20 protein-coding genes are annotated in these 18039 nt (G+C 59.1%); 14 read left to right on the plus strand and 6 right to left on the minus strand.

The window, feature by feature from the left end:
* Window positions 1-1410 (plus strand): autoinducer-2 kinase (gene lsrK, locus QZ638_RS15640; protein WP_295812325.1); only part of this gene is annotated, 1410 nt, incomplete at its 5' end.
* A gap of 45 nt (window positions 1411-1455) precedes the next feature.
* Entirely contained in the window at window positions 1456-1755 is a 300-nt protein-coding gene (locus QZ638_RS15645) for an antibiotic biosynthesis monooxygenase (RefSeq protein ID WP_295812328.1), read from the plus strand.
* 268 nt (window positions 1756-2023) lie between these two features.
* Here QZ638_RS15645 and QZ638_RS15650 read toward each other — a convergent pair whose 3' ends face one another.
* Window positions 2024-3091 (minus strand): SDR family oxidoreductase, encoded by a 1068-nt coding sequence (locus tag QZ638_RS15650; RefSeq protein ID WP_295812330.1) that lies wholly within the window; start codon window positions 3089-3091, stop codon window positions 2024-2026.
* A 108-nt stretch (window positions 3092-3199) separates the two neighbouring features.
* On the opposite strand from QZ638_RS15650, the gene QZ638_RS15655 reads away from it, so the two are divergent.
* From QZ638_RS15655 to QZ638_RS15690, 8 genes are all read left to right on the plus strand, one after another.
* The gene (locus tag QZ638_RS15655; protein WP_295812333.1) at window positions 3200-4099 is read left to right on the plus strand and encodes a LysR family transcriptional regulator; all 900 of its coding nucleotides are present in this window, start codon (window positions 3200-3202) and stop codon (window positions 4097-4099) included.
* A gap of 157 nt (window positions 4100-4256) precedes the next feature.
* On the plus strand, window positions 4257-4922 hold the full coding sequence (locus QZ638_RS15660; protein ID WP_295812336.1) for a TetR/AcrR family transcriptional regulator: 666 nt from the start codon (window positions 4257-4259) through the stop codon (window positions 4920-4922).
* A 107-nt stretch (window positions 4923-5029) separates the two neighbouring features.
* On the plus strand, window positions 5030-5812 hold the full coding sequence (locus QZ638_RS15665) for an SDR family oxidoreductase (RefSeq protein WP_295812339.1): 783 nt from the start codon (window positions 5030-5032) through the stop codon (window positions 5810-5812).
* 71 nt (window positions 5813-5883) lie between these two features.
* The gene (locus QZ638_RS15670) at window positions 5884-6819 is read left to right on the plus strand and encodes a substrate-binding domain-containing protein (RefSeq protein ID WP_295812341.1); all 936 of its coding nucleotides are present in this window, start codon (window positions 5884-5886) and stop codon (window positions 6817-6819) included.
* Window positions 6785-8398 (plus strand): sugar ABC transporter ATP-binding protein, encoded by a 1614-nt coding sequence (locus QZ638_RS15675; RefSeq protein WP_295812344.1) that lies wholly within the window; start codon window positions 6785-6787, stop codon window positions 8396-8398. The genes QZ638_RS15670 and QZ638_RS15675 overlap by 35 nt, the downstream gene beginning before the upstream one ends.
* Complete coding sequence (locus QZ638_RS15680; RefSeq protein ID WP_295812345.1) at window positions 8395-9384, plus strand: ABC transporter permease; 990 nt, start codon at window positions 8395-8397, stop codon at window positions 9382-9384. The genes QZ638_RS15675 and QZ638_RS15680 overlap by 4 nt, the downstream gene beginning before the upstream one ends.
* Window positions 9385-9423: 39 nt before the next feature.
* Window positions 9424-10212 (plus strand): SDR family oxidoreductase, encoded by a 789-nt coding sequence (locus QZ638_RS15685; RefSeq protein WP_295812348.1) that lies wholly within the window; start codon window positions 9424-9426, stop codon window positions 10210-10212.
* Window positions 10213-10234: 22 nt separating this feature from the next.
* Window positions 10235-10621 (plus strand): hypothetical protein, encoded by a 387-nt coding sequence (locus QZ638_RS15690; protein ID WP_295812350.1) that lies wholly within the window; start codon window positions 10235-10237, stop codon window positions 10619-10621.
* Between the two features lie 64 nt (window positions 10622-10685).
* Here QZ638_RS15690 and QZ638_RS15695 read toward each other — a convergent pair whose 3' ends face one another.
* Window positions 10686-11591 carry a LysR family transcriptional regulator gene (locus QZ638_RS15695; protein ID WP_295812352.1) on the minus strand — a complete coding sequence of 302 codons (906 nt, stop codon included), beginning with the start codon at window positions 11589-11591 and terminating at the stop codon, window positions 10686-10688.
* A gap of 162 nt (window positions 11592-11753) precedes the next feature.
* Between QZ638_RS15695 and QZ638_RS15700 the strand changes: the two genes are divergently transcribed.
* The 4 genes from QZ638_RS15700 (at window position 11754) to QZ638_RS15715 (ending at window position 15346) form a co-directional block, all read left to right on the plus strand.
* On the plus strand, window positions 11754-11894 hold the full coding sequence (locus tag QZ638_RS15700; RefSeq protein ID WP_295812355.1) for a hypothetical protein: 141 nt from the start codon (window positions 11754-11756) through the stop codon (window positions 11892-11894).
* A gap of 245 nt (window positions 11895-12139) precedes the next feature.
* On the plus strand, window positions 12140-13423 hold the full coding sequence (locus tag QZ638_RS15705) for an SGNH/GDSL hydrolase family protein (protein WP_295812358.1): 1284 nt from the start codon (window positions 12140-12142) through the stop codon (window positions 13421-13423).
* Window positions 13424-13454: 31 nt separating this feature from the next.
* Window positions 13455-14492: an aldo/keto reductase gene (locus tag QZ638_RS15710; protein ID WP_295812360.1), complete on the plus strand. Its 1038-nt coding sequence runs from the start codon at window positions 13455-13457 to the stop codon at window positions 14490-14492.
* A 452-nt stretch (window positions 14493-14944) separates the two neighbouring features.
* On the plus strand, window positions 14945-15346 hold the full coding sequence (locus QZ638_RS15715) for a DUF2177 family protein (RefSeq protein ID WP_295812362.1): 402 nt from the start codon (window positions 14945-14947) through the stop codon (window positions 15344-15346).
* Window positions 15347-15372: 26 nt separating this feature from the next.
* Here the strand turns inward: QZ638_RS15715 and QZ638_RS15720 are convergent, their stop codons facing one another.
* The 4 genes from QZ638_RS15720 to QZ638_RS15735 are packed head-to-tail and all read right to left on the minus strand — an operon-like array spanning window position 15373 to window position 18029.
* A complete protein-coding gene (locus tag QZ638_RS15720; protein ID WP_295812365.1) occupies window positions 15373-16395 on the minus strand; it encodes a cyclopropane-fatty-acyl-phospholipid synthase family protein in 1023 nt (340 codons plus the stop codon).
* Window positions 16392-17216, minus strand: a complete 825-nt coding sequence (locus tag QZ638_RS15725) for a DUF1295 domain-containing protein (protein WP_295812367.1) — start codon at window positions 17214-17216, stop codon at window positions 16392-16394. Before QZ638_RS15725 ends, QZ638_RS15720 begins: the two co-directional genes overlap by 4 nt.
* Window positions 17217-17223: 7 nt before the next feature.
* Window positions 17224-17865 (minus strand): ChrR family anti-sigma-E factor, encoded by a 642-nt coding sequence (locus QZ638_RS15730; RefSeq protein WP_295812369.1) that lies wholly within the window; start codon window positions 17863-17865, stop codon window positions 17224-17226.
* Entirely contained in the window at window positions 17862-18029 is a 168-nt protein-coding gene (locus QZ638_RS15735; protein WP_366936250.1) for a sigma factor-like helix-turn-helix DNA-binding protein, read from the minus strand. Before QZ638_RS15735 ends, QZ638_RS15730 begins: the two co-directional genes overlap by 4 nt.
* Window positions 18030-18039: the final 10 nt, after the last annotated feature.

Consider the following 18039-nt stretch of genomic DNA (forward strand, 5'->3'; position numbering starts at 1 on the left):
GAAGGGAATTGGGCGCTCTTGTCGAGCGCCATTCGGAAAGCGCTCGCCGATGCGGGCATCGCCGCCAGCGAGATCGCGGGCGTCAGCGCCACAAGCATGCGCGAGGCCTTCGTCCTTTTCGACAAGAACGGGCGTGAGATATGGGCCTGTGCCAATGTCGACAGCCGTGCCAGCAGGGAGGTCGCGGACCTGAAGAAGGAGTTTCCGGAGCTCGAAGCCGAGCTCTACGCCAAATCCGGACAGACCTTCGCACTGGGTGCCCTGCCCCGCCTCCTGTGGCTAAAACGCAATCTGCCGGACGTTTACGAGCGCGCGCACCGCATCGCCATGTTGTCGGACTGGGTGTTGGCCCGTCTTTCCGGCGTTATCGCCAACGATCCATCGAACGCCGGAACCACGGGCCTGCTCGATCTCACCAGCCGAACCTGGCTGCCCGATGCGATGCAACGGGCAGGCCTCAAGAGCGACATCTTCCCGGAATGCGTGGAAACCGGCACGGTCATAGGGCGGGTCACCGCCGGAGCGGCAGAAGAAACCGGTCTCACGGCCGGAACACCCGTCGTCATGGGCGGCGGCGATTGCCAGATTGGCACCGTCGGCACCGGCCTGGTGCGAGAGGGCGACTGTGCCGTGCTCGGCGGCACCTTCTGGCAGCAGATCGTCAACGTATCGCCGAACCTTACCGACACGTCCATGAATCTGCGCATCAACCCGCATGCAGTGCCAGGACTGAATCAGGCCGAGGCGATCAGTTTTTTCGTTGGTGCTGTCATGCGCTGGTTCCGAGACAGTTTCGGCGCAGAGGAAATGGCGGCGGCAGGGGAGCACGGTGACGCTTACGCGTTGCTCGAGGAGAAGGCGACGAGCGTGCCACCCGGCGCCCATGGCATCATTCCTGTGTTCTCGGACGTCATGCATTATGGCAATTGGTACCATGCCGCTCCATCGCTCCTGAACCTGTCGATCGATCCAGAGAAATCCGGGAAGGCGGCCATCTTCCGCGCCCTCCAGGAGAACGCAGCCATTGTCGCGGCCCGCAATCTGGACGCGATCTTCACCCTTGCCGGCAAAACACCGGCAAAGATCGTCTTTGCCGCCGGCGCATCGAAGTCAGCCCATTGGGCGCAAATCCTCTCGAGCGCCACGGGGCTTCCGGTCGTAACGCCGGTTGTCAAGGAAGCGACGGCGCTCGGCTGCGCGGCGGCAGCGGCCGTCGGTGCCGGCCTCTACGGCGGACTGCCAGAAGCATCCACCGATTGGGTGCGCTGGGACCGGCGCTTCGAGCCGGTCACCGCCGACAAGGAAGTCTATGACGAGGCCGGCGAACGCTGGGCGCGAGCCTACGCATTGCAGCGCCAGCTCGTCAACGAAGGCGTCACCACCGCCATGTGGAAGGCGCCGGGACTGTAACCTTCAATCCCATCCGTTCCAGTAAAGCATAATCAGGATATCGACATGCTCATTCAAATGGTCAGCATCAATGTCAAGAAAGGGCACGTACCGGCGTTTCTCGAGGCCTTCCGCATCAACTACGAAGGTACACGCGAGGAACCGGGCAATCTACGCTTTGACGTGTTGCGCGATCCGGACGACGAGAACCGCTTCCTCATCTACGAAGTTTTCACATCGGAAGCTGCTCTAGAAGAGCATCGCAAGACCAAACACTACCAAGAGTGTGTGCGCCTGATCGATCCGATTCTGGCCGGTCCCCGGACAAAAGTGTTCTATACCGCCATGATGGCTGATTTCCTCTAGCATTACCCGAAGACGAACTGTTTTTCGGGAAGCTGGCAGCAGGCCCGTCAGGACGCGCGAACGGCCTGGAATTCTGGAGCACGCACGACCATAAGGGGAAGACCGCATGGGGGCATGGTTTCGACCGTGTTCCAATCCCTCCAAAGAGGTTTGCAATCGGCCAAACGGACGATCAGTGCCGGAGGGAAGCTCGATGCGTAGCGGGAAACCCCGCCGACGCCGCAGGTTGTGCCTTACGCGCATCGACGGGTTCCGCCTGAGACCAGTGTCACGGGATGATGCGTTCTGCCCGCAAGCGATCAAAAACATCGATGAAGGACCGCTCCGTGTCTTGTGTCTCGGCGAAGCCAAAGGAGCGGGCTTTCGTCATCGAGTGCACACATTCCATCGGTCGCCCAAGATCGAGATCGGTATGCCAAGGCGAGGCTAGTCGATCCAACCGGTTCGGCTGAAGGCCGTTCTCGGCAACGATCTTGTCCCACTCCACCCCTCGATCCTTCATTTGCTCGGCAAGGGAGTTGTATTCCGCTGGATACTCCGCCACCGGAATCTCGAAGTAGTCCGCAATGGCCTTCCATAGCTGCTCCCAACGAAAAACGTCGCCGTTCACCGCATTGAACGCCTCGTTGCGAGCATTCGGCTCCGTGCCCGCCCAGACAATTTGCTTTGCAAGGATACGCGCGTCCGTAATGTCGTTCAGCCCTCGGTAAGCCGTCGGAGTGCCCGGGAAGCGAAAAGGCTGCCCGGTCGCCTTGCAGATCGAGGCGTGCGTGGCAAGTGTTGCGCCAATGTTCATGAGGTTGCCCACCGCGTAGCCGATGATGGTGTGCGAGCGATGCACCGACCATCCGAACCCGAACCGTGCGGCGTAGTCGATAACCACATCTTCGAGTTCGTAGTAGAAGTTCTTCTTTGACAAGCGCGGCGCTGTTTCGCGAAACGGCGTGATGGGTTGGACCTTGCCATAGTCTTCGAATGGGCCGAGGTAATGCTTCGTCCCCGTCACCACGCCGACATGCTGGACGCATCCCTTATTCGCAAAGGCATCTAGCACGTTCCGGAGCATGTCACCGTTTAGCCGAATGTTCTCGTCCTCGTTGCCACCAAGCGTCCAGGAGCAGTAGAAGATGTGAGTCGGCGAGAGGTCAGCCAGCGCAGTGAGAGCCTCTTCCCGCTTCAACAGATCGACCGTATGCGGAATGATGTAGGACGAGCCGAACGGCGGTCGTCTCGACGCACCGTGGATTTCCCATCCCCCCAGATCTCTGAGGTGTTCGGCAACGTTGAGCCCGACAATGCCAGTCGCCCCAACGATCAAGGCGCGCTTCTGATACATGGAATACCTCCCGTTTCTAAGTGTGCCGGGAGGATGATCCTTTCGCCTCTGGCCCGGTAGCCCGACATCTGGAATAACTGAAATGAAATAAGTTCACGAGGGACGCAGATGCAGAACAGAGTGTTGGAGATGGAGGTTTTCGTCACGATTGTGGATGCGGGCAGCTTCTCAGGCGCAGCGCGCGCCCTTGCGATATCGCCGTCTGCGATCAGCAAGGCAGTCACACGGTTGGAGAGGCGACTTGGGGTTCAACTTGTCGTGCGCTCGACACGCAGCTTCAGACTGACGGCCGAAGGCGTGGACTTCTACGAGGTCTCCAAGGAAATCGTCCAGGACATCGCTCAAGCCGAGGCGAAGATTGCGCGAAAGGCCGAAGCTGTCGAGGGAAGTCTGAAAGTCAGCAGCAATCTGCCATTCGGGTTCCACATACTGTCGCCGCTTGTCGTTCGCTTTCTCGACGAACACCCCGGCATTCGCGTCAATCTAGAGTTAAGTGACGACCCTGTGGACCTGATCGTAGAAAAGACCGACATCGCAATCCGGACGGGCGTATTGCATGACTCTTCTCTGCGATCCCGCCGACTGCTCAACTCGCGCCGGATCGTGATCGCTTCTCCGGACTACCTCGCGCGGCACGGCACACCTGATCGTCCCGAGTCACTGCGTCATCATCGTTGTCTCACCTTTGGCGCGCGCGCCCATCTCAACACCTGGCAGTTCAGAGATCCGGCAGACGGTGCTTCAATCCATGTCGATATCGGCGGACAACTTACCGTCGGCGACGGTGAGGCCATGCGTCTCTTCGCCCTTGCCGGAGCAGGGATTGCCCGACTGTCCGAGTATCATATCAGCGGCGATCTAGCCGCGGGCAGACTGGTTCCAATCCTCGAAAACTGGGATGCCTGCGAGAGTGAACCGATCTCGGCGATCTACTCTGCCCAGAGTCACGTTCCCCAGAGAATCCGTACATTTCTCGACTTTCTGGCTCGGAAGCTGCACACAAAATGATCGACTGATAATTTATCACTTGATAATTTTTGCGATGGTGTTAACCTCCACTCTGCTCAAGGAGAGAGCGTTGGGAGGTCGTCGGTCAGACTCGATCGAGATCAATCTGTTTCGTATGCAAATGGGCCGGCACCTCCAAGGTGGCGAACGAAGAGTCATGGCGAAATCGGCAAAAAAATATCTTGATGCAGCTGATCGAGAACAGCAGATCCTGGACTTTGCGATCGATTTCGTCGCGCAACGTGGGTTGCATTTTACGACCAGGGAGTTGGCGGACGCGCTGGGTGTTTCGCAACCGCTCCTCTATCGGTACTTCAAAAACCGCGACGACCTGCTTCAGAAAATCTACGACGAGGTCTATCTACGGCGTTGGGATCCCGGCTGGAACGAGCTGCTCGCTGATCGCTCGATGCCGGTCCGAGAGCGCCTCGCTCGCTACCTCATCGCTTACACCGATACCATCCTGGACGAACGATGGATCCGAATCTTCGTCGCATCTGCACTCGAAGACCCGCAGATCACGATAAGATATCTCGGCCTCCTACACGATACCACGTTTCCGCTAATCTTCGCCGAGGTCGCGGCAGAGGCGGGCTTCGAATTTAGGAGCACCCCGGAAACAGAAGTACTCGTGCGAGAGATTGTGTGGGGATTTCATTCCAGCTTCTTCTACATGGGAGTTCGCAAGTTCATCTACCGAAACGAAATTCCTGAGAGCTTGGAGCCCATAATTCGAGTTCGTGTCGATATATTCGTTTCGGGTGTCATTGAGACTTTGCCGCGCATCCTGGAACTGTCCAGGAGCGGACCGCAATTGGAATGACCCGACAAGCGCTCGCCTTTCGCCGCTGAGCTGAAGTTTAGCGTGCCCACGACAACACATAGCGGCGCAGTCCACTGCACCGAATGATACCTCATGGGAATTTTAGAATGGACTACGGACTTACTGGAAAGAACGTGCTTGTGACCGGCGGAGCCACAGGAATTGGGCGAGCTGTTGCCGCTTTATTCGTCCAAGAAGGCGCATCTGTCACCATAAGCGGGATCAGTCGTGACGAGGTAGAGGCGACGTGTTCGGCCCTTGGCAAGACCTGCTACGGGTTGGATGGAGACCTCACGGTCAAAGGCGAAGCCGAACGCCTCTATGCCTATGCTACTGATCGGGGTCCGGTCGATATCCTCATCAACAACATCGGAATCTTTGAGGTTCGCGACTTCTTCGAGACCACAGACGACCATTGGTTCCGCTATTTCAACGTGAATGTAATGACTGGCGTGCGCATGTCTCGGCTAGCGCTGAAAGATATGCTCGGGCGCGGTGACGGGAGTATTGTCTTCATAAGCAGCGAGAGTGCCGTAAAGCCACAAGCGTGGATGGCACACTATGGTGCGATGAAAACGTGCTTACTCGGCCTTTCGCGTGCGCTTTCCGAACTCACGCAGGGAACGGCCGTACGTGTGAACACCATACTGCCGGGTCCGACGAATACCGAAGCCGTCCGGCGTTACCACGAGGAGATCGCTGCCGAGAAGGGTACGTCGCGCGAGGCAGTGGTGGCTGACTACTTTGACGTTACTGAGCCGACGTCACTCATCCGTCGCATGATCGAACCGGAGGAAATCGCCCGCAGCGTGCTGCACCTAGCCGCGAGCGGGCATCTCAATGGAATGGCGATGCGTGCAGAGGGTGGAACCATTCGGTCCGTCCTTTAGCCAGACCAGCCCGCTTGGAGGAGAGCGGCGATGCCGGTCAATTTCATCAATTCAAACTGGGAGGAAATGCAATGTCGAAAATAGTGAGCTTCGTGGGATCGATCTCGATCACCCTGATTCTGGCCGTTCCAGCATTTGCCGAGCCGGTAAGCATCGGCTGGGTGCAAGGCAACGCCGCGTTTCAGGCCGAGCAGCGGACACAGGACGGATTTCGGAAATTCCTGAGCGAAAACGGCATCTCGGATTGGGAAGTTTCCTATCTCGATTCAGTCGGGTCGGCCGAGAGAGTCGCAAACAACATTGATGACGCAGTTAGCCGAGGTGTTGACGTAATCTATGTGACCTATGCCGACCTGCGCGCATCCAGCAATGCACTGCGGGGCGCGGAGGCAGCGAACATCCCCGTCTACACGGTCGATTCCGGCTGGATTCCCGGTTCGACGGCAGACATCACCACAAACAACTGGCAGATGTCGGCAGAGGTTTCTCTTAGCCTGATCAACGAGATCAGAGGACGCGGAAATCTGATCATTATTACCACGGATCAGATCAAGCCAGTGCGCGAGCGCACCGATACACTTCGCGCCATTCTGAAGGAGTATCCTGAGATCAATGTTATCGGCGAATACAGCTTCTCCGCCGGTTCCTTTTATCAGGACACTTTGAACGCGGTTCAGGATTTTGCCACCCGATATGGTGACCAAATCGATGCTGTCTGGACGCCGTGGGACGAACCGGCGCAGGCAGCCATCACCGCACTCCGAGGAGCGGGCTTGCAGGTCCCTGTCTCTGGAATGGACGGCATGCCGGAGGCCCTGCGCGAGATATGCCAGCCAGGCACGATGTTCATCGCCACGGGTCAGCAGCAATTTGAAGAGTGGGGCTGGAACCTCGCGAGCTATGCTCAACAAGTCATTGTCGACGGAGCGGAACCGAAATCCGTAACCGGAGGCAGGGATATCGTCTACTACAATGCGACCCTCTTCACCGGGGACGACTGTGAGTAATGCGTCCGGAAAGGACGCATTCCACTCCGCTTCAGTCGAGAGGTGCACAATGTCAATAATACTCGATGGCATCACCAAGCAGTGGCCGGGCACCCTAGCGCTCAATGACGTATCCATCGAGGTGGTCGAGGGAAAGGTCCACGGCGTCATTGGTGAAAACGGAGCGGGTAAAACCACTCTGGTTTCGATCTTGAGCGGCGCCGTGAAACCCACTTCCGGAACACTGAAAATCGGCGGGCACGAGGTTGCCTTCGAGAACCCTGTCGGGGCGGTTGCGCATGGCGTTTCGCTCGTCTCTCAGGAAGGCAATCTCGTTCCCCATCTTACCGGGGCCGAGAACATCTGCCTTGGATTCGAGCCGGTGCGAAACCGGTTCGTCATCGATCCGCGTGGCACCCAACAACAGGCGGAAGCGTTCGCCAATCGGTATTTTCCGGACACCCGGATTGCCCTCGACCGAAGGGTCGACGAACTGCCCTATGCAGATCAGAAGGTGATCGAGATCCTTCGTGCACTCTATTGTCGCCCGAAGGTCCTGATTCTCGACGAACCCACCGCAACGCTCCCTGCAAAGGAGAAGCGAAGCCTCTGGGAACTGATCCGTCAGTTGTCCGAAACGGGTATGGCCATCGTGCTGATCAGCCACTTTCTGCAGGAGGTGATCGATCTTTGCGACGAAATCACTGTGCTTCAGGACGGACGAAAAGTTGGCCATCTGCGATCAGAAACCGACGACATCAGCGAGCGTCAACTGATCGACCTCATGCTCACCCGCAGTAACGGGGCGAAACCGGCCGGGGAGTCCAGATCGCGAACCAGGACACCTCCGCTCGACGCCGAAATTGTGGTCGATGTGGACGGTTGGCAAGGAGCGCGGTTCCACGTCGGTGATCTCCAGATTCGAAAGGGAGAGGTGATCGGTCTCATTGGCTTGACTGGCTCGGGGCACTTCGAATTCGCACAATCGCTGTTCGAGCCGAAGAGCGGGGAAGCTGGGAGCTACCGTTTTCGGGGCAGGAATGTCGAGCACAGCAGCGTCCGGGACATGAAGCGACAAGGTGCGGCGCTGATCCCTGACCATCGAATGATCAACGCCATGATAGGCGAATGGTCGGTTCGCGAGAACATGTCGATGGTGGGAATTGACGATATCAGCATCAAGCCGCTCGGGCTGATCCGGATGGCGAAGGAGCGCCGTGAAGCCCAGCGTCAGATCAAGAATCTGAACATCAAAACCTCAAGCTGCGAAACCCGCATCGTCGAACTCAGCGGAGGAAACAAGCAGAAGGTATCCGTCGCCAAGTGGCAGTACGCTTCAGAGGGCAAGTATCATCTGTTTGTGTTCCTTGAACCTACCGAGGGCGTCGATGTCGGCGCAAAACAGGAAATCCACGACCTGATCGTCTCGCTTGCGGACAAGGGAGCGGCCGTTGTCGTCGCATCGAGCGACCTTATGGAGATCGCTGGCATATCCGATCGTGTCATCGCGTTCCGAAACGGGCGGGACGCTGAACAAATAGAACGTGATGACTTCAGCGAAAACCACTTCATCAATGCAATCGCGGGGGCAACCCAATGACTATGGCTACATATGAGAGCGCCACGCGCGACAAACGCCGGATCGATACCGGGCTGTTGGTTCAGAAATACAGTACGCTCGTCGTACTGACGCTCCTATTCCTTGGCTTCGCATTTGGGAGCGATCGGTTCTTCACCACGACCAATCTGGTGAACATCTTGCAGCAGATTTCAATGCTGACCATCGTGGCAATCGGTCTCACCTTCGCGTTTGCGGCAAAGGAGATGGATCTGTCGGTCGGATATGTTGTCGGCCTTGCGGGTCTTCTTGCGCCCCTGCTCATGGCGGGTGGAGTGTCGCCGGTGCTCGCGATCCTTGCCTCGTTGTTCGCCGGTCTCATCGTTGGACTCGTCAATTCTGCAATTGTTGTCGGCGTCGGCGTGCCGTCGTTGATTGCGACACTCGCCGCCGGCTCGATTCTTTGGGGCATCAACTTCATGATTTCCGGTGGCCGGGCGATTTACAGTGGTATCCCTGCAGAATATCTGGCTATCGGCCAGGGCAGGATTTTCGGGTTCCTGCCGGTTCCAGCGCGGATCATGATCGTCGTTGTAATCACATCGTGGTTTGTGATGGAGCGCACGACGTTCGGACGGTATCTCTATGCCGTCGGCGGAAACGCCCGCGCGGCAGAGCTGTCGGGCATCAAAGTTCGTTCATATCGAGTGTATGGCTTAGCCCTGAGCGCATTCTTTGCGGCGATCGCCGGCATCATCCTCTCTGCCCGGTTGGGTTCAGGGCAGCCGAATGGTGGGGAGGCCTATCTCCTGGATGGGCTCGCAGCGGTATTTATCGGCATGACGATGCTTCGGCCCGGGACAGCAACAGTGCTCGGTACGTTTTTCGGTGCGTTGCTTATCGGTGTCATGAACAACGGGCTCAACCTCATGGGCATGGATTCCTACATCCAAAGCATCGTGAAGGGCATCATCATCGTTATCGCAGTGTCCATCGTCTCCCGCACGACAAAGCTCAAGCTGCTCTAATCGAGTTTATGGTCACATTTAAAATAGAGGGTACAAACGATGGATCTTAATCTGAAAGACAAGGTCGTCATTGTTACGGGATCGAGTTCCGGCATTGGTCTTGAAACCGCGAAGCGGTTTCTCGCAGAAGGTGCCCGCGTTTTTGGAGTCAGCCGCGACATGTCACCTGCGGGCAATCTGGCCCCGAAAGTCAGGTGGGCAACGCTGAATATCGACCTTGGCACTGAAGGGTCCGGCGAGCATGTCGCGGAAGCGGCCATGGACACCTTCGGGCGCGTCGATGTCCTGTTCAACAACGCAGCGGTGTGTCCAAGCCGGACCGGTTTCTTGGATGTCTCGGATGCGGAGTGGATGCGGACAATGAACGTCAACCTGTTGGGTTATGTCCGGATGTCACGCGCCGTAATTCCTCATATGCTGGCCCAGCAAAAAGGCGCGATCATCCACTGCGGCTCGGAAGCTGGCCGGATGCCCCATCCTCTCCTTCCGGATTACAGCGCCTCCAAGGCGGCAATCGCGTTGCTCTCGAAGGCGCTTGCTCGTGAGTTCACACCGCAAGGCATTCGCTCAAACGTCGTTGCCCCGGCGCACATCCGCACCGAGCTTTGGGACCGGCCAGGCGGGTTCCTTCATGCGCTGGCTGAACAATATGGGACATCAATTGACGACGCGGTGGACGTATTCTTGAAGGACTCGAAGTTGCCGGCCGGGCGACTTGGAACCGCAGGTGATGTCGCTTCTGCGGTCCTCTATCTCGCCTCGAACCTTTCCGAGTTCATCAGCGGGGACATCATCAACGTCGATGGCGGCGTTATTCCGACGACCTAAGCATCAAATTGAGGTGTCTGTTATGAACGAACTTTCTTCTAAAGCATCAAATCCGCTTGGAGATGAGATCGCAAACGCGAGTCCCCGGGTCGGTCAGACCATCGTTTCCGAGTCGGACTATGCCAGAGTGTGGAGAATAGAGCTCGCACCCGGTGAGCGAATGGGATTCCATCGGCATGAGTTAGACTATTGCTGGATTGCGCTTACCGATGGGCAAGCACGATCTGTGTTCGCCGATGGCAGGGTCCAGGATACCAATTATGCGGTCGGTGACTGCACCGTGTTTGCCTTCGACGATGGTGAAACGATGGTCCATGACCTGACGAACACCGGCGATTCGGACCTCGCTTTTACGACCATCGAGTTCAAAGGTTCACTGAAATCCATTGAGAACCGATCGGATGGTTGAGGGCCATCCCTTCCGCCAGCGAGTACAATAGCGCTCAAATCTGGATCGCGGGCAACGCCGACAGCTATTGGAGGCGCCCGCGTTCGGCAAGGAAATCGAGGAGCGCCCGAACTCGAGACGGTAATGGCCCACCTTGGCCGACATAGACGGCGTGGAAGAGTTCCTTCTCACCGGCATCGAGGTGGGCAAGAACCGGTACGAGGCGTCCCGCAATAATATCATCGCGCACGGTGAAGGCAGCAAGTCTAGCGAGGCCGACGCCGGACAGGGCAAGACGGCGCAGCCCTTCACCGTCACTCGCCTGCACGCGGCCCGTCACCGGCACGACAATGGTTTTCCCTTTATCTCGAAGCGGCCAGCCATCAACAGCGCGGGCGTAGCCGACGCCCAGGCGATTATGCTGTTCGAGATCAGCGATCGTTCGCGGTTCGCCGTAACGTTCAAGATAGTTCGGAGCGGCTGCGATCATCTGCGCGGTCTCGCCAAGCTTGCGGGCAACGAGGCTGGAGCTCTTTAACGGCCCCGCACGGACGGCAACGTCGGTCCGCTCTGCCAAAAGGTCAACCACGGCGTCGGTTTGAACGATGTCCAGCGTGACGCCGGAGTGAAGCGCAAGGAACTCGGGCAGCACAGGCGCAAGAATGTGATTGAAGTAGGAGGCACTCGTATTGAGGCGAACGCGGCCTACCGCTTGTTCCCCACTCCCCGCCGCGCGCTCGGCGTCCGCAATATCGGCGAGGATGCGCGTCGCGCGCTCGTAGAATGTGCAACCCTCGGGCGTGAGCTGGAGTTGGCGGGTCGAGCGATTGAGCAGCCTGGCGCTCAATCTGGCCTCCAGCCGGGCGATCAACTTGCTGACGGCCGAGGGCGTCATGTTCGCGGCCCGCGCGGCAGGGGAGAAGCCGCCCAGTTCCACAACACGCACGAAAACTTCCATTTCTCCGGATCGGTTTTGCTGAAGACTTCCCATGACCTACCAACTCCTTCCGAGCAGTTCACGCGGCAGACCGTCAGAATCCTTGAATTCTCCAGATTTGATGCCGTTTTTAATCAGGATTCTTCTCTATAGGATATCGGCCGGATCGACGATTGCGAACAAACTTCGCCGGCTGGAATCGCCCAGTTCGAGAGCATGGCCATAACCGCTGGGCTGCCGACCAGTTTGAAAGTCACCGAAGCCCTTGCCACCGAGTTTTACGGGCGTCGCATTCATCATCCAGTCATTGAAATGAATTCACAGGTGATATTCCTGATCGTGTTCTACTTCATCTGATGTGAAGTGTCTATCTTTGGGGCAACGAAACATTCTCGGATGGCCTCCATGATCCCAAAGCTCGATCACCTCGGAATCCATTACAGCACGATCGACCTGGCCGGCCTCCAGCAGCGCCGATTGTTTTTTCATGCATCCGGCGGACCGCTGATATCGCGCGATAGCCGTGGCTCAGATCATGCCCCCTTCGCTCGCTTAGCGGCCTGCACTGCGCATCTTCAACTCAAACCAAGGACTAAATAACAATGCGCGTTATCTCCTCGACAGCGGCTCGCCCGAAACGGTCGATCCGGTCAGCGGTCATCGCCGCTGTAATCGCACTCGGTACTACTCTTACCAGCCTGTCCGCGGCCAATGCCGAGGAGCAGAGCTGGGTCGGCACCTGGATGGCGAGCCCTCAGCCAATCTGGAATTCAGATTTCCCCTTCCCGACCAAGATCCCAGTATCCGTCGATGACCAGACTGTCCGACAGGTGGCGAAGATCAGTCTCGGAGGCTCTCGGGTGCGTCTGGTCTTTTCCAATACCTATGGCGATCAGCCGCTAAGAATCGGTGGCGCGAGCCTCGGGCTGGCTGGCGAGAACAGTGCGGCGGAGCCCGGGACGATCCACAAGCTCACCTTTGGCGGAAAGGACGGAACCGTGATCCCGCCCGGCGCTCCGGCAGTCAGCGATCCGTTGGACCTGACGATCGAGGATCAGGCCGAATTGGCCATCTCGATCTACCTGCCTGACCAAACGCCATTGACCACCTTCCACTGGGATGGCCGTCAGACTGCATGGTTCGGCGATGGCGATCTCACCATGGCAGAAGACTTTCCCGCAACGGATACGACAGATGCCCGCGTGATCCTGACCGACGTGCTTGTCGACACTCCCAACGCGGGCGCCGTGGTTATTATCGGGGATTCGATCACAGACGGTAACGGGGCCACGATCGATGCCGATACGCGGTGGCCGGATTTCCTCGCCGAACGATTGATTCCCCACCGAATCGCGGTGCTGAACGCTGGCATTTCCGGCGGCCGACTACTTCAAGATAAGATGGGCGTGAACGTCGCCGCCCGGTTGGAGCGGGATGTCTTGTCTCAACCGAATGTGAAGGCGGCCATCCTTCTGATCGGAATCAACGATATTTCTTGGCCAGGCACCGACTTCGCACCCGATCAGCAGCGCCCGACTGCCGAGGAGATGATCGCTGGCTATCGGCAAATCATAGAATTGGCCCGCATGAACAATATCCGCTTGATCGGGGCGACCCTACCCCCGTTCGAGGGCGCGCTCAGCGGAACGCCGCTCGACAATTACCACCACCCCGACAAGGACGCGCTGCGTCAGGAGATCAATCGCTGGATCAGGGAAAGCGACGCGTTCGACTCTATCGTGGATTTCGATGTCGTGCTTCGTGATCCTGATCACCCGGCGCGGATCATTTCGACCTTCGATTCTGGCGATCACCTCCATCCTGGCGACGAGGGCAATAAGGCGATGGCGGAAGCCATCGACCTCGGTCTGCTGCTCGACCGCTGATCCATCCGCCCCAAACCGAAAGGAACATCACATGGAATATCGCTATCTCGGAAAATCCGGCCTCAAGGTTCCGGTTCTCAGTTTCGGCGCCGGCACATTCGGCGGCTCCGGCCCATTGTTCAGCAACTGGGGCAACTCGGATGCGACGGAAGCCCGCCGGCTGATTGACATCTGCCTGAATGCTGGAGTCAATCTGTTCGACACGGCAGATGTCTATTCGGATGGCGCATCCGAGGAAGTGCTGGGCGAGGCCATCAAGGGTCGACGCAACGAAGTGCTGATCTCGACAAAAGCCAGCCTTCCGATGGGTGATGGACCCAACGACGCGGGTTCCTCGCGCTTCCGGCTGATCCGTGCCGTCGAAGACGCGCTGCGCCGACTTCAGACCGATCATATCGATATTTTTCAACTTCACGCCTTCGATGCCTTCACGCCAGTAGAGGAAGTCCTGTCCACATTCGACACGCTCGTTCGCGACGGTAAGATCCGCTATGCCGGCGTTTCCAATTTCTCCGGCTGGCAGATCATGAAGTCGCTGACCGTTGCCGAACGTCACGGGTGGCCGCGTTACATCGTCAATCAGGTCTACTACTCGCTGGTCGGGCGCGACTACGAATGGGATTTGATGCCGCTGGGCGAGGATCAGGGTCTTGGCGCAATGGTCTGGAGCCCGCTCGGCTGGGGACGATTGACCGGGAAAATTCGGCGCGGTACGCCCTTGCCCGAAGGCAGCCGCCTGCACGAAACCGCCAGCTTCGGCCCGCCGGTGGAGGACGAATATCTCTTTCGCGTGGTTGATGCGCTCGACGCGATAGCAGAGGAAACCGGCAAGACAGTTCCACAGATCGCGCTCAACTGGCTGCTGCAACGTCCAACCGTTTCGTCGGTCATCGTCGGCGCGCGCAACGAGGAACAGCTTCGCCAGAACCTCGGTGCGGTCGGTTGGAGCCTGACGACCGAGCAGGTGGCGAAGCTGGACGAGGCCAGCGCCGTGACCGCGCCCTATCCTCACTTCCCCTACCGGAGGCAGGAGGGCTTCGCACGGCTCAATCCGCCGATGGCGGGATAGCGAACTCCCCACGGACAAAGCATGATGCCGGGTTCAACGCCATTCCGATCCTCAAAGCTCGGCGCTGCCCGGCAGCGCCGCAGCAACCATATCGGCGCCGCCGATAGCCGAGAGTAAAATCGGAACCCGTAAGGTATATCCGGGAGATTATGAGGATTGGCGATAGCAGTCCCAAAACTCGATGGGCCAACGCTGTATCTCATACGCTAGAGCGCATCAGCGACATTATCCTCGACCGGGCTGGCTTCTGAACGCGACCTCCGCAAACGCGCCCGCAAAGGGCTGCTTCGCGCCCTCACTTTGGACGTTCACGCAGACCTGCCTTCGCTGGAAGCGGACATTCGTCAAGCCGAACACGGGTGGCCGCAACGCGCCTGGGGAAGACTGCGGTTTTAGTGATCCAAATCAATTGCCGAAACGTAACCCTTATCAAAGCAATGAGATCAAGAATCATGCCCTACCTCGCCGCATATGCCGCTATCGCCCTCGTTTTCGGTTTGCTCGACGCCGTCTGGCTGACGGTGATGGGCAAACTAGTATACCGCCCCACGCTGGGTGACATTCTGCTCGAGCAGTTGCGCATTGCGCCTGCAATCTTCTTCTATCTTGCCTTCCCGGCAGGCGTGCTGATTTTCGGCACGCTCACAGGCATTCGGTCGGGCGGTGTATGGACAGCGGTGCTGTTTGGCGCGCTTTTCGGCGCATTCGCCTACGCGACCTACGACCTTACGAACTTTGCCACGCTGCGTAACTGGACGCTGCAGATCACGCTGCTCGACATCGTGTACGGCGCGCTGTTGTGTGGCATCGCGGCAGCGGCGGGATACGTCGCCTATCGCGTCGCCGGCGGCTAGCAGACTGCCTGCTTGGTCGCTATAGGTCAGACGGGCGCCAACTGATAGTGGCTGACGGCCCATTCGCTGCCATCGCCATGGCCGAATAGCCCCCGCGTCGCAAGAAAGAAAAGCCGCCAGCGCCGGCGCCATAACCGCCACTCATTTCCGTAAACCTCGCGCAGGATGGCCTCAACCGTTTCGGCATTGCGGTCGAAATTGTCGAGCCAGGCAGCAGCCGTGCGCTCATAGTTCTTGCCGCTCCAGCGCCATTCCTGCTCGACCGCGAAGAGGTCCCCGAATTCACGCATCAGATCATGGCTGGGCATGATCCCGCCAGTGAAGAAATGCCGCGCGATCCAGTCCGCCGGATCGGTGTGGTCGAAGCGATAGGCCGCCGATTTGTGCGAGAATATGTGAACATACATGCGCCCGTCGGGATTGAGCGCGGCACGCGCCTTCGCCAGCAGCGGCCGCCAGTTCGCCATGTGCTCAAACATCTCCACCGAAACGATGCGGTCGAAGGTACCAGGCACGGCGAAGCCGTTCATGTCCGCCGTTAGAACTTCGAGGTTCGTCAGACCCTCGACCGCCGAACGCTCGCGGATCGCGGCGCCCTGCGAATGCGAGTTCGACACCGCCACGATGCGGCTCCCAGGAAAATGCCGTGCCATCCACAGCGACAGTGAGCCCCAGCCGCAACCGAGCTCCAGGATCCGCTGGCCGTCGGTCAGATTGGCGTAGCCTGCGGTCGCCGCAAGGGCCGCTTCCTCGGCTTCAGCCAGCGTCGCCGCGCCATCGTAAAGGCAGCATGAGTACTTGCGTTGCGGGCCGAGCACAGTTTCGAAGAACGCTGCGGGCACCTCGTAGTGCTGGGCGTTCGCCTCGTCGGCATGCATCGCGATGGGATAGTTGCGCATCGCTTCAGCGAAGCTAGCGGTGTCGGCATGGTTGGCGCGTGCGAGCTTGCGCCGTGTGCGCCCCACCAGCATGTCGATTGCCTTGAGGGTGGCGAAGTCCGGGAAAGCGATCCGCTCGCCCAATCCGGTCGCAAACGCCGCAGGGTTCATAACATGGCTCCTTTTTTGGGCGGCAGGGGGAAAAAGACGCTGGTGCGGCGCTGGTACTCCTTGTAGGCGTCACCGCGCGTCTCGATCATGTGCTCTTCCAGCGGCGGCACACCGCTGATGTAACGCAGCAGCCAGAAGATGCAGAGCGGCCCGCCAAACGCCAGCCAGCCCCAGGCATAGGTGCCGGCCAGGTCTATCGCGATCAGCGGATAGGCGAGCCAGCCGAACCATTCGAAAAAATAATTCGGATGGCGCGACCAGCGCCAGAAGCCAACCTCGCATACCTTGCCTTTGTTCGCGGAATCGCGGCCGAAGCGCCGCAATTGGTTGTCAGCGAGAGCCTCGCCGCCGATTCCGACAATCAGGACGACGACGCCGAAAATGTCCTGCAGACGAAGGCCAGGCGCGGGATTCCACGCAGCAAGCACGATGGCGAGCGCCAACGGGACGCTTACCAGCGCCTGCTTCTGCAGGAGCACAAACATCTGCCACGCGGCGTCCTTACCCCATTCCTTCTGCAGGCTTGCATAACGGGGATCGTCGGTAATGCGGCGGGTGCGCAGCGCGATGTGGCTTCCCAGCCGCATCGCCCAAACTGCCACCAGAGCCGAGACGAGCAGTGGCCGCCAGAAGGCCGCGTCAGCGGTGTCAGGCGCGAGCAGCGATCCCGCGATGCCGACCGCGGCGAGGCCGAAGGTCCACACCGTATCGACCCAGCCGGAATTGCCGGTGCTGCGCCAGGCGAGCCATGCCCCGCTCATGGCTGCGCTCAGCCCGACGGCAGTCATCAGAAGCAGGAAGAGAAAGAGGCCGGGCGACATTTCGACCTCAGAGCCTGATCAATGGCTGAATGAGCCGGCCGAGGAAGCTTTGAAGCTCGATCTGGCCCTGCATCGCCACCAGGCAGATGCAGGTCTCGCCCGGATCGACAGACGGGTGGTGCTCGTCGGTTTCGTCCGCTTCGTCGAAATCGCCGGCGCCGTAGGTGCCACCGGCATGAGTGAAGGCGCCCTGCAGCACGCACGTCCATTCGCGCCCCTGGTGGCGGTGGCGCGGCAGTTGGGTGCCCGGTTTGGCCTTCAGCAGGAAGACGCGGACATCGCTCGGCGAGCGCAGTTCCACCGAGCACAGCGCGACGCGTCCACCGATCCCGCGCCAGCGGCCCAGCCTGTGTCCGGCGAGCGTCTGCGGCAGACCTTCCGCCACAACGTCCGCACCACCGAGATCGATTGCGCGTGCGCCCTCGCCGTCCAGCCGCGTCATTGCCGCCTCTCGCGCTCCCGTCGAGAGAGGCGCGGGCTCCAACCTGTCGAGCAATGCACCGCCGACGGCCTCGAAACGACCTACCGTCTGCCGGCAGGCTGCGCAAAGGCCGACATGGGTCGCCACGACAAGGGCGCTGCCCTCGTCCAGGGTACCCGCTGCAAATTGAGCGAGCGTCGCGTCAGATGGATGATGCCGAATGGTCATGACAAGTCTTCCAACAGTTCCCGCAGCCTGCCGAACGCAAGGCGAAGGCGCGATTTCACAGTTCCGAGCGGCAGGCCGAGCACTGCGGAAATCTCAGCATGCGCCATACCCTCGTAAAACGACAACTGGACCACGCGAAGCTGCTCAGGCGGCAGACAATCCAGAGCGGCGCGC

This window comes from uncultured Nitratireductor sp. (assembly GCF_913053745.1).
Classification (GTDB): Bacteria; Pseudomonadota; Alphaproteobacteria; order Rhizobiales; family Rhizobiaceae; genus Nitratireductor.

What these genes read in the sequence shown, in the direction of transcription:
- QZ638_RS15660 (WP_295812336.1), top strand. Translation starts at nt 4,257, where the DNA reads ATGGCGAAATCGGCAAAAAAATATCTTGATGCAGCTGATCGAGAACAG.
- QZ638_RS15655 (WP_295812333.1), top strand. Translation starts at nt 3,200, where the DNA reads ATGCAGAACAGAGTGTTGGAGATGGAGGTTTTCGTCACGATTGTGGAT.
- QZ638_RS15720 (WP_295812365.1), bottom strand. Translation starts at nt 16,395, where the DNA reads ATGAACCCTGCGGCGTTTGCGACCGGATTGGGCGAGCGGATCGCTTTC.
- QZ638_RS15670 (WP_295812341.1), top strand. Translation starts at nt 5,884, where the DNA reads ATGTCGAAAATAGTGAGCTTCGTGGGATCGATCTCGATCACCCTGATT.
- QZ638_RS15665 (WP_295812339.1), top strand. Translation starts at nt 5,030, where the DNA reads ATGGACTACGGACTTACTGGAAAGAACGTGCTTGTGACCGGCGGAGCC.
- QZ638_RS15700 (WP_295812355.1), top strand. Translation starts at nt 11,754, where the DNA reads ATGGCCATAACCGCTGGGCTGCCGACCAGTTTGAAAGTCACCGAAGCC.
- QZ638_RS15710 (WP_295812360.1), top strand. Translation starts at nt 13,455, where the DNA reads ATGGAATATCGCTATCTCGGAAAATCCGGCCTCAAGGTTCCGGTTCTC.
- QZ638_RS15725 (WP_295812367.1), bottom strand. Translation starts at nt 17,216, where the DNA reads ATGTCGCCCGGCCTCTTTCTCTTCCTGCTTCTGATGACTGCCGTCGGG.
- QZ638_RS15690 (WP_295812350.1), top strand. Translation starts at nt 10,235, where the DNA reads ATGAACGAACTTTCTTCTAAAGCATCAAATCCGCTTGGAGATGAGATC.
- QZ638_RS15645 (WP_295812328.1), top strand. Translation starts at nt 1,456, where the DNA reads ATGCTCATTCAAATGGTCAGCATCAATGTCAAGAAAGGGCACGTACCG.
- QZ638_RS15680 (WP_295812345.1), top strand. Translation starts at nt 8,395, where the DNA reads ATGACTATGGCTACATATGAGAGCGCCACGCGCGACAAACGCCGGATC.
- QZ638_RS15730 (WP_295812369.1), bottom strand. Translation starts at nt 17,865, where the DNA reads ATGACCATTCGGCATCATCCATCTGACGCGACGCTCGCTCAATTTGCA.
- QZ638_RS15715 (WP_295812362.1), top strand. Translation starts at nt 14,945, where the DNA reads ATGCCCTACCTCGCCGCATATGCCGCTATCGCCCTCGTTTTCGGTTTG.
- QZ638_RS15705 (WP_295812358.1), top strand. Translation starts at nt 12,140, where the DNA reads ATGCGCGTTATCTCCTCGACAGCGGCTCGCCCGAAACGGTCGATCCGG.
- QZ638_RS15695 (WP_295812352.1), bottom strand. Translation starts at nt 11,591, where the DNA reads ATGGGAAGTCTTCAGCAAAACCGATCCGGAGAAATGGAAGTTTTCGTG.
- QZ638_RS15650 (WP_295812330.1), bottom strand. Translation starts at nt 3,091, where the DNA reads ATGTATCAGAAGCGCGCCTTGATCGTTGGGGCGACTGGCATTGTCGGG.
- QZ638_RS15685 (WP_295812348.1), top strand. Translation starts at nt 9,424, where the DNA reads ATGGATCTTAATCTGAAAGACAAGGTCGTCATTGTTACGGGATCGAGT.
- QZ638_RS15675 (WP_295812344.1), top strand. Translation starts at nt 6,785, where the DNA reads ATGCGACCCTCTTCACCGGGGACGACTGTGAGTAATGCGTCCGGAAAG.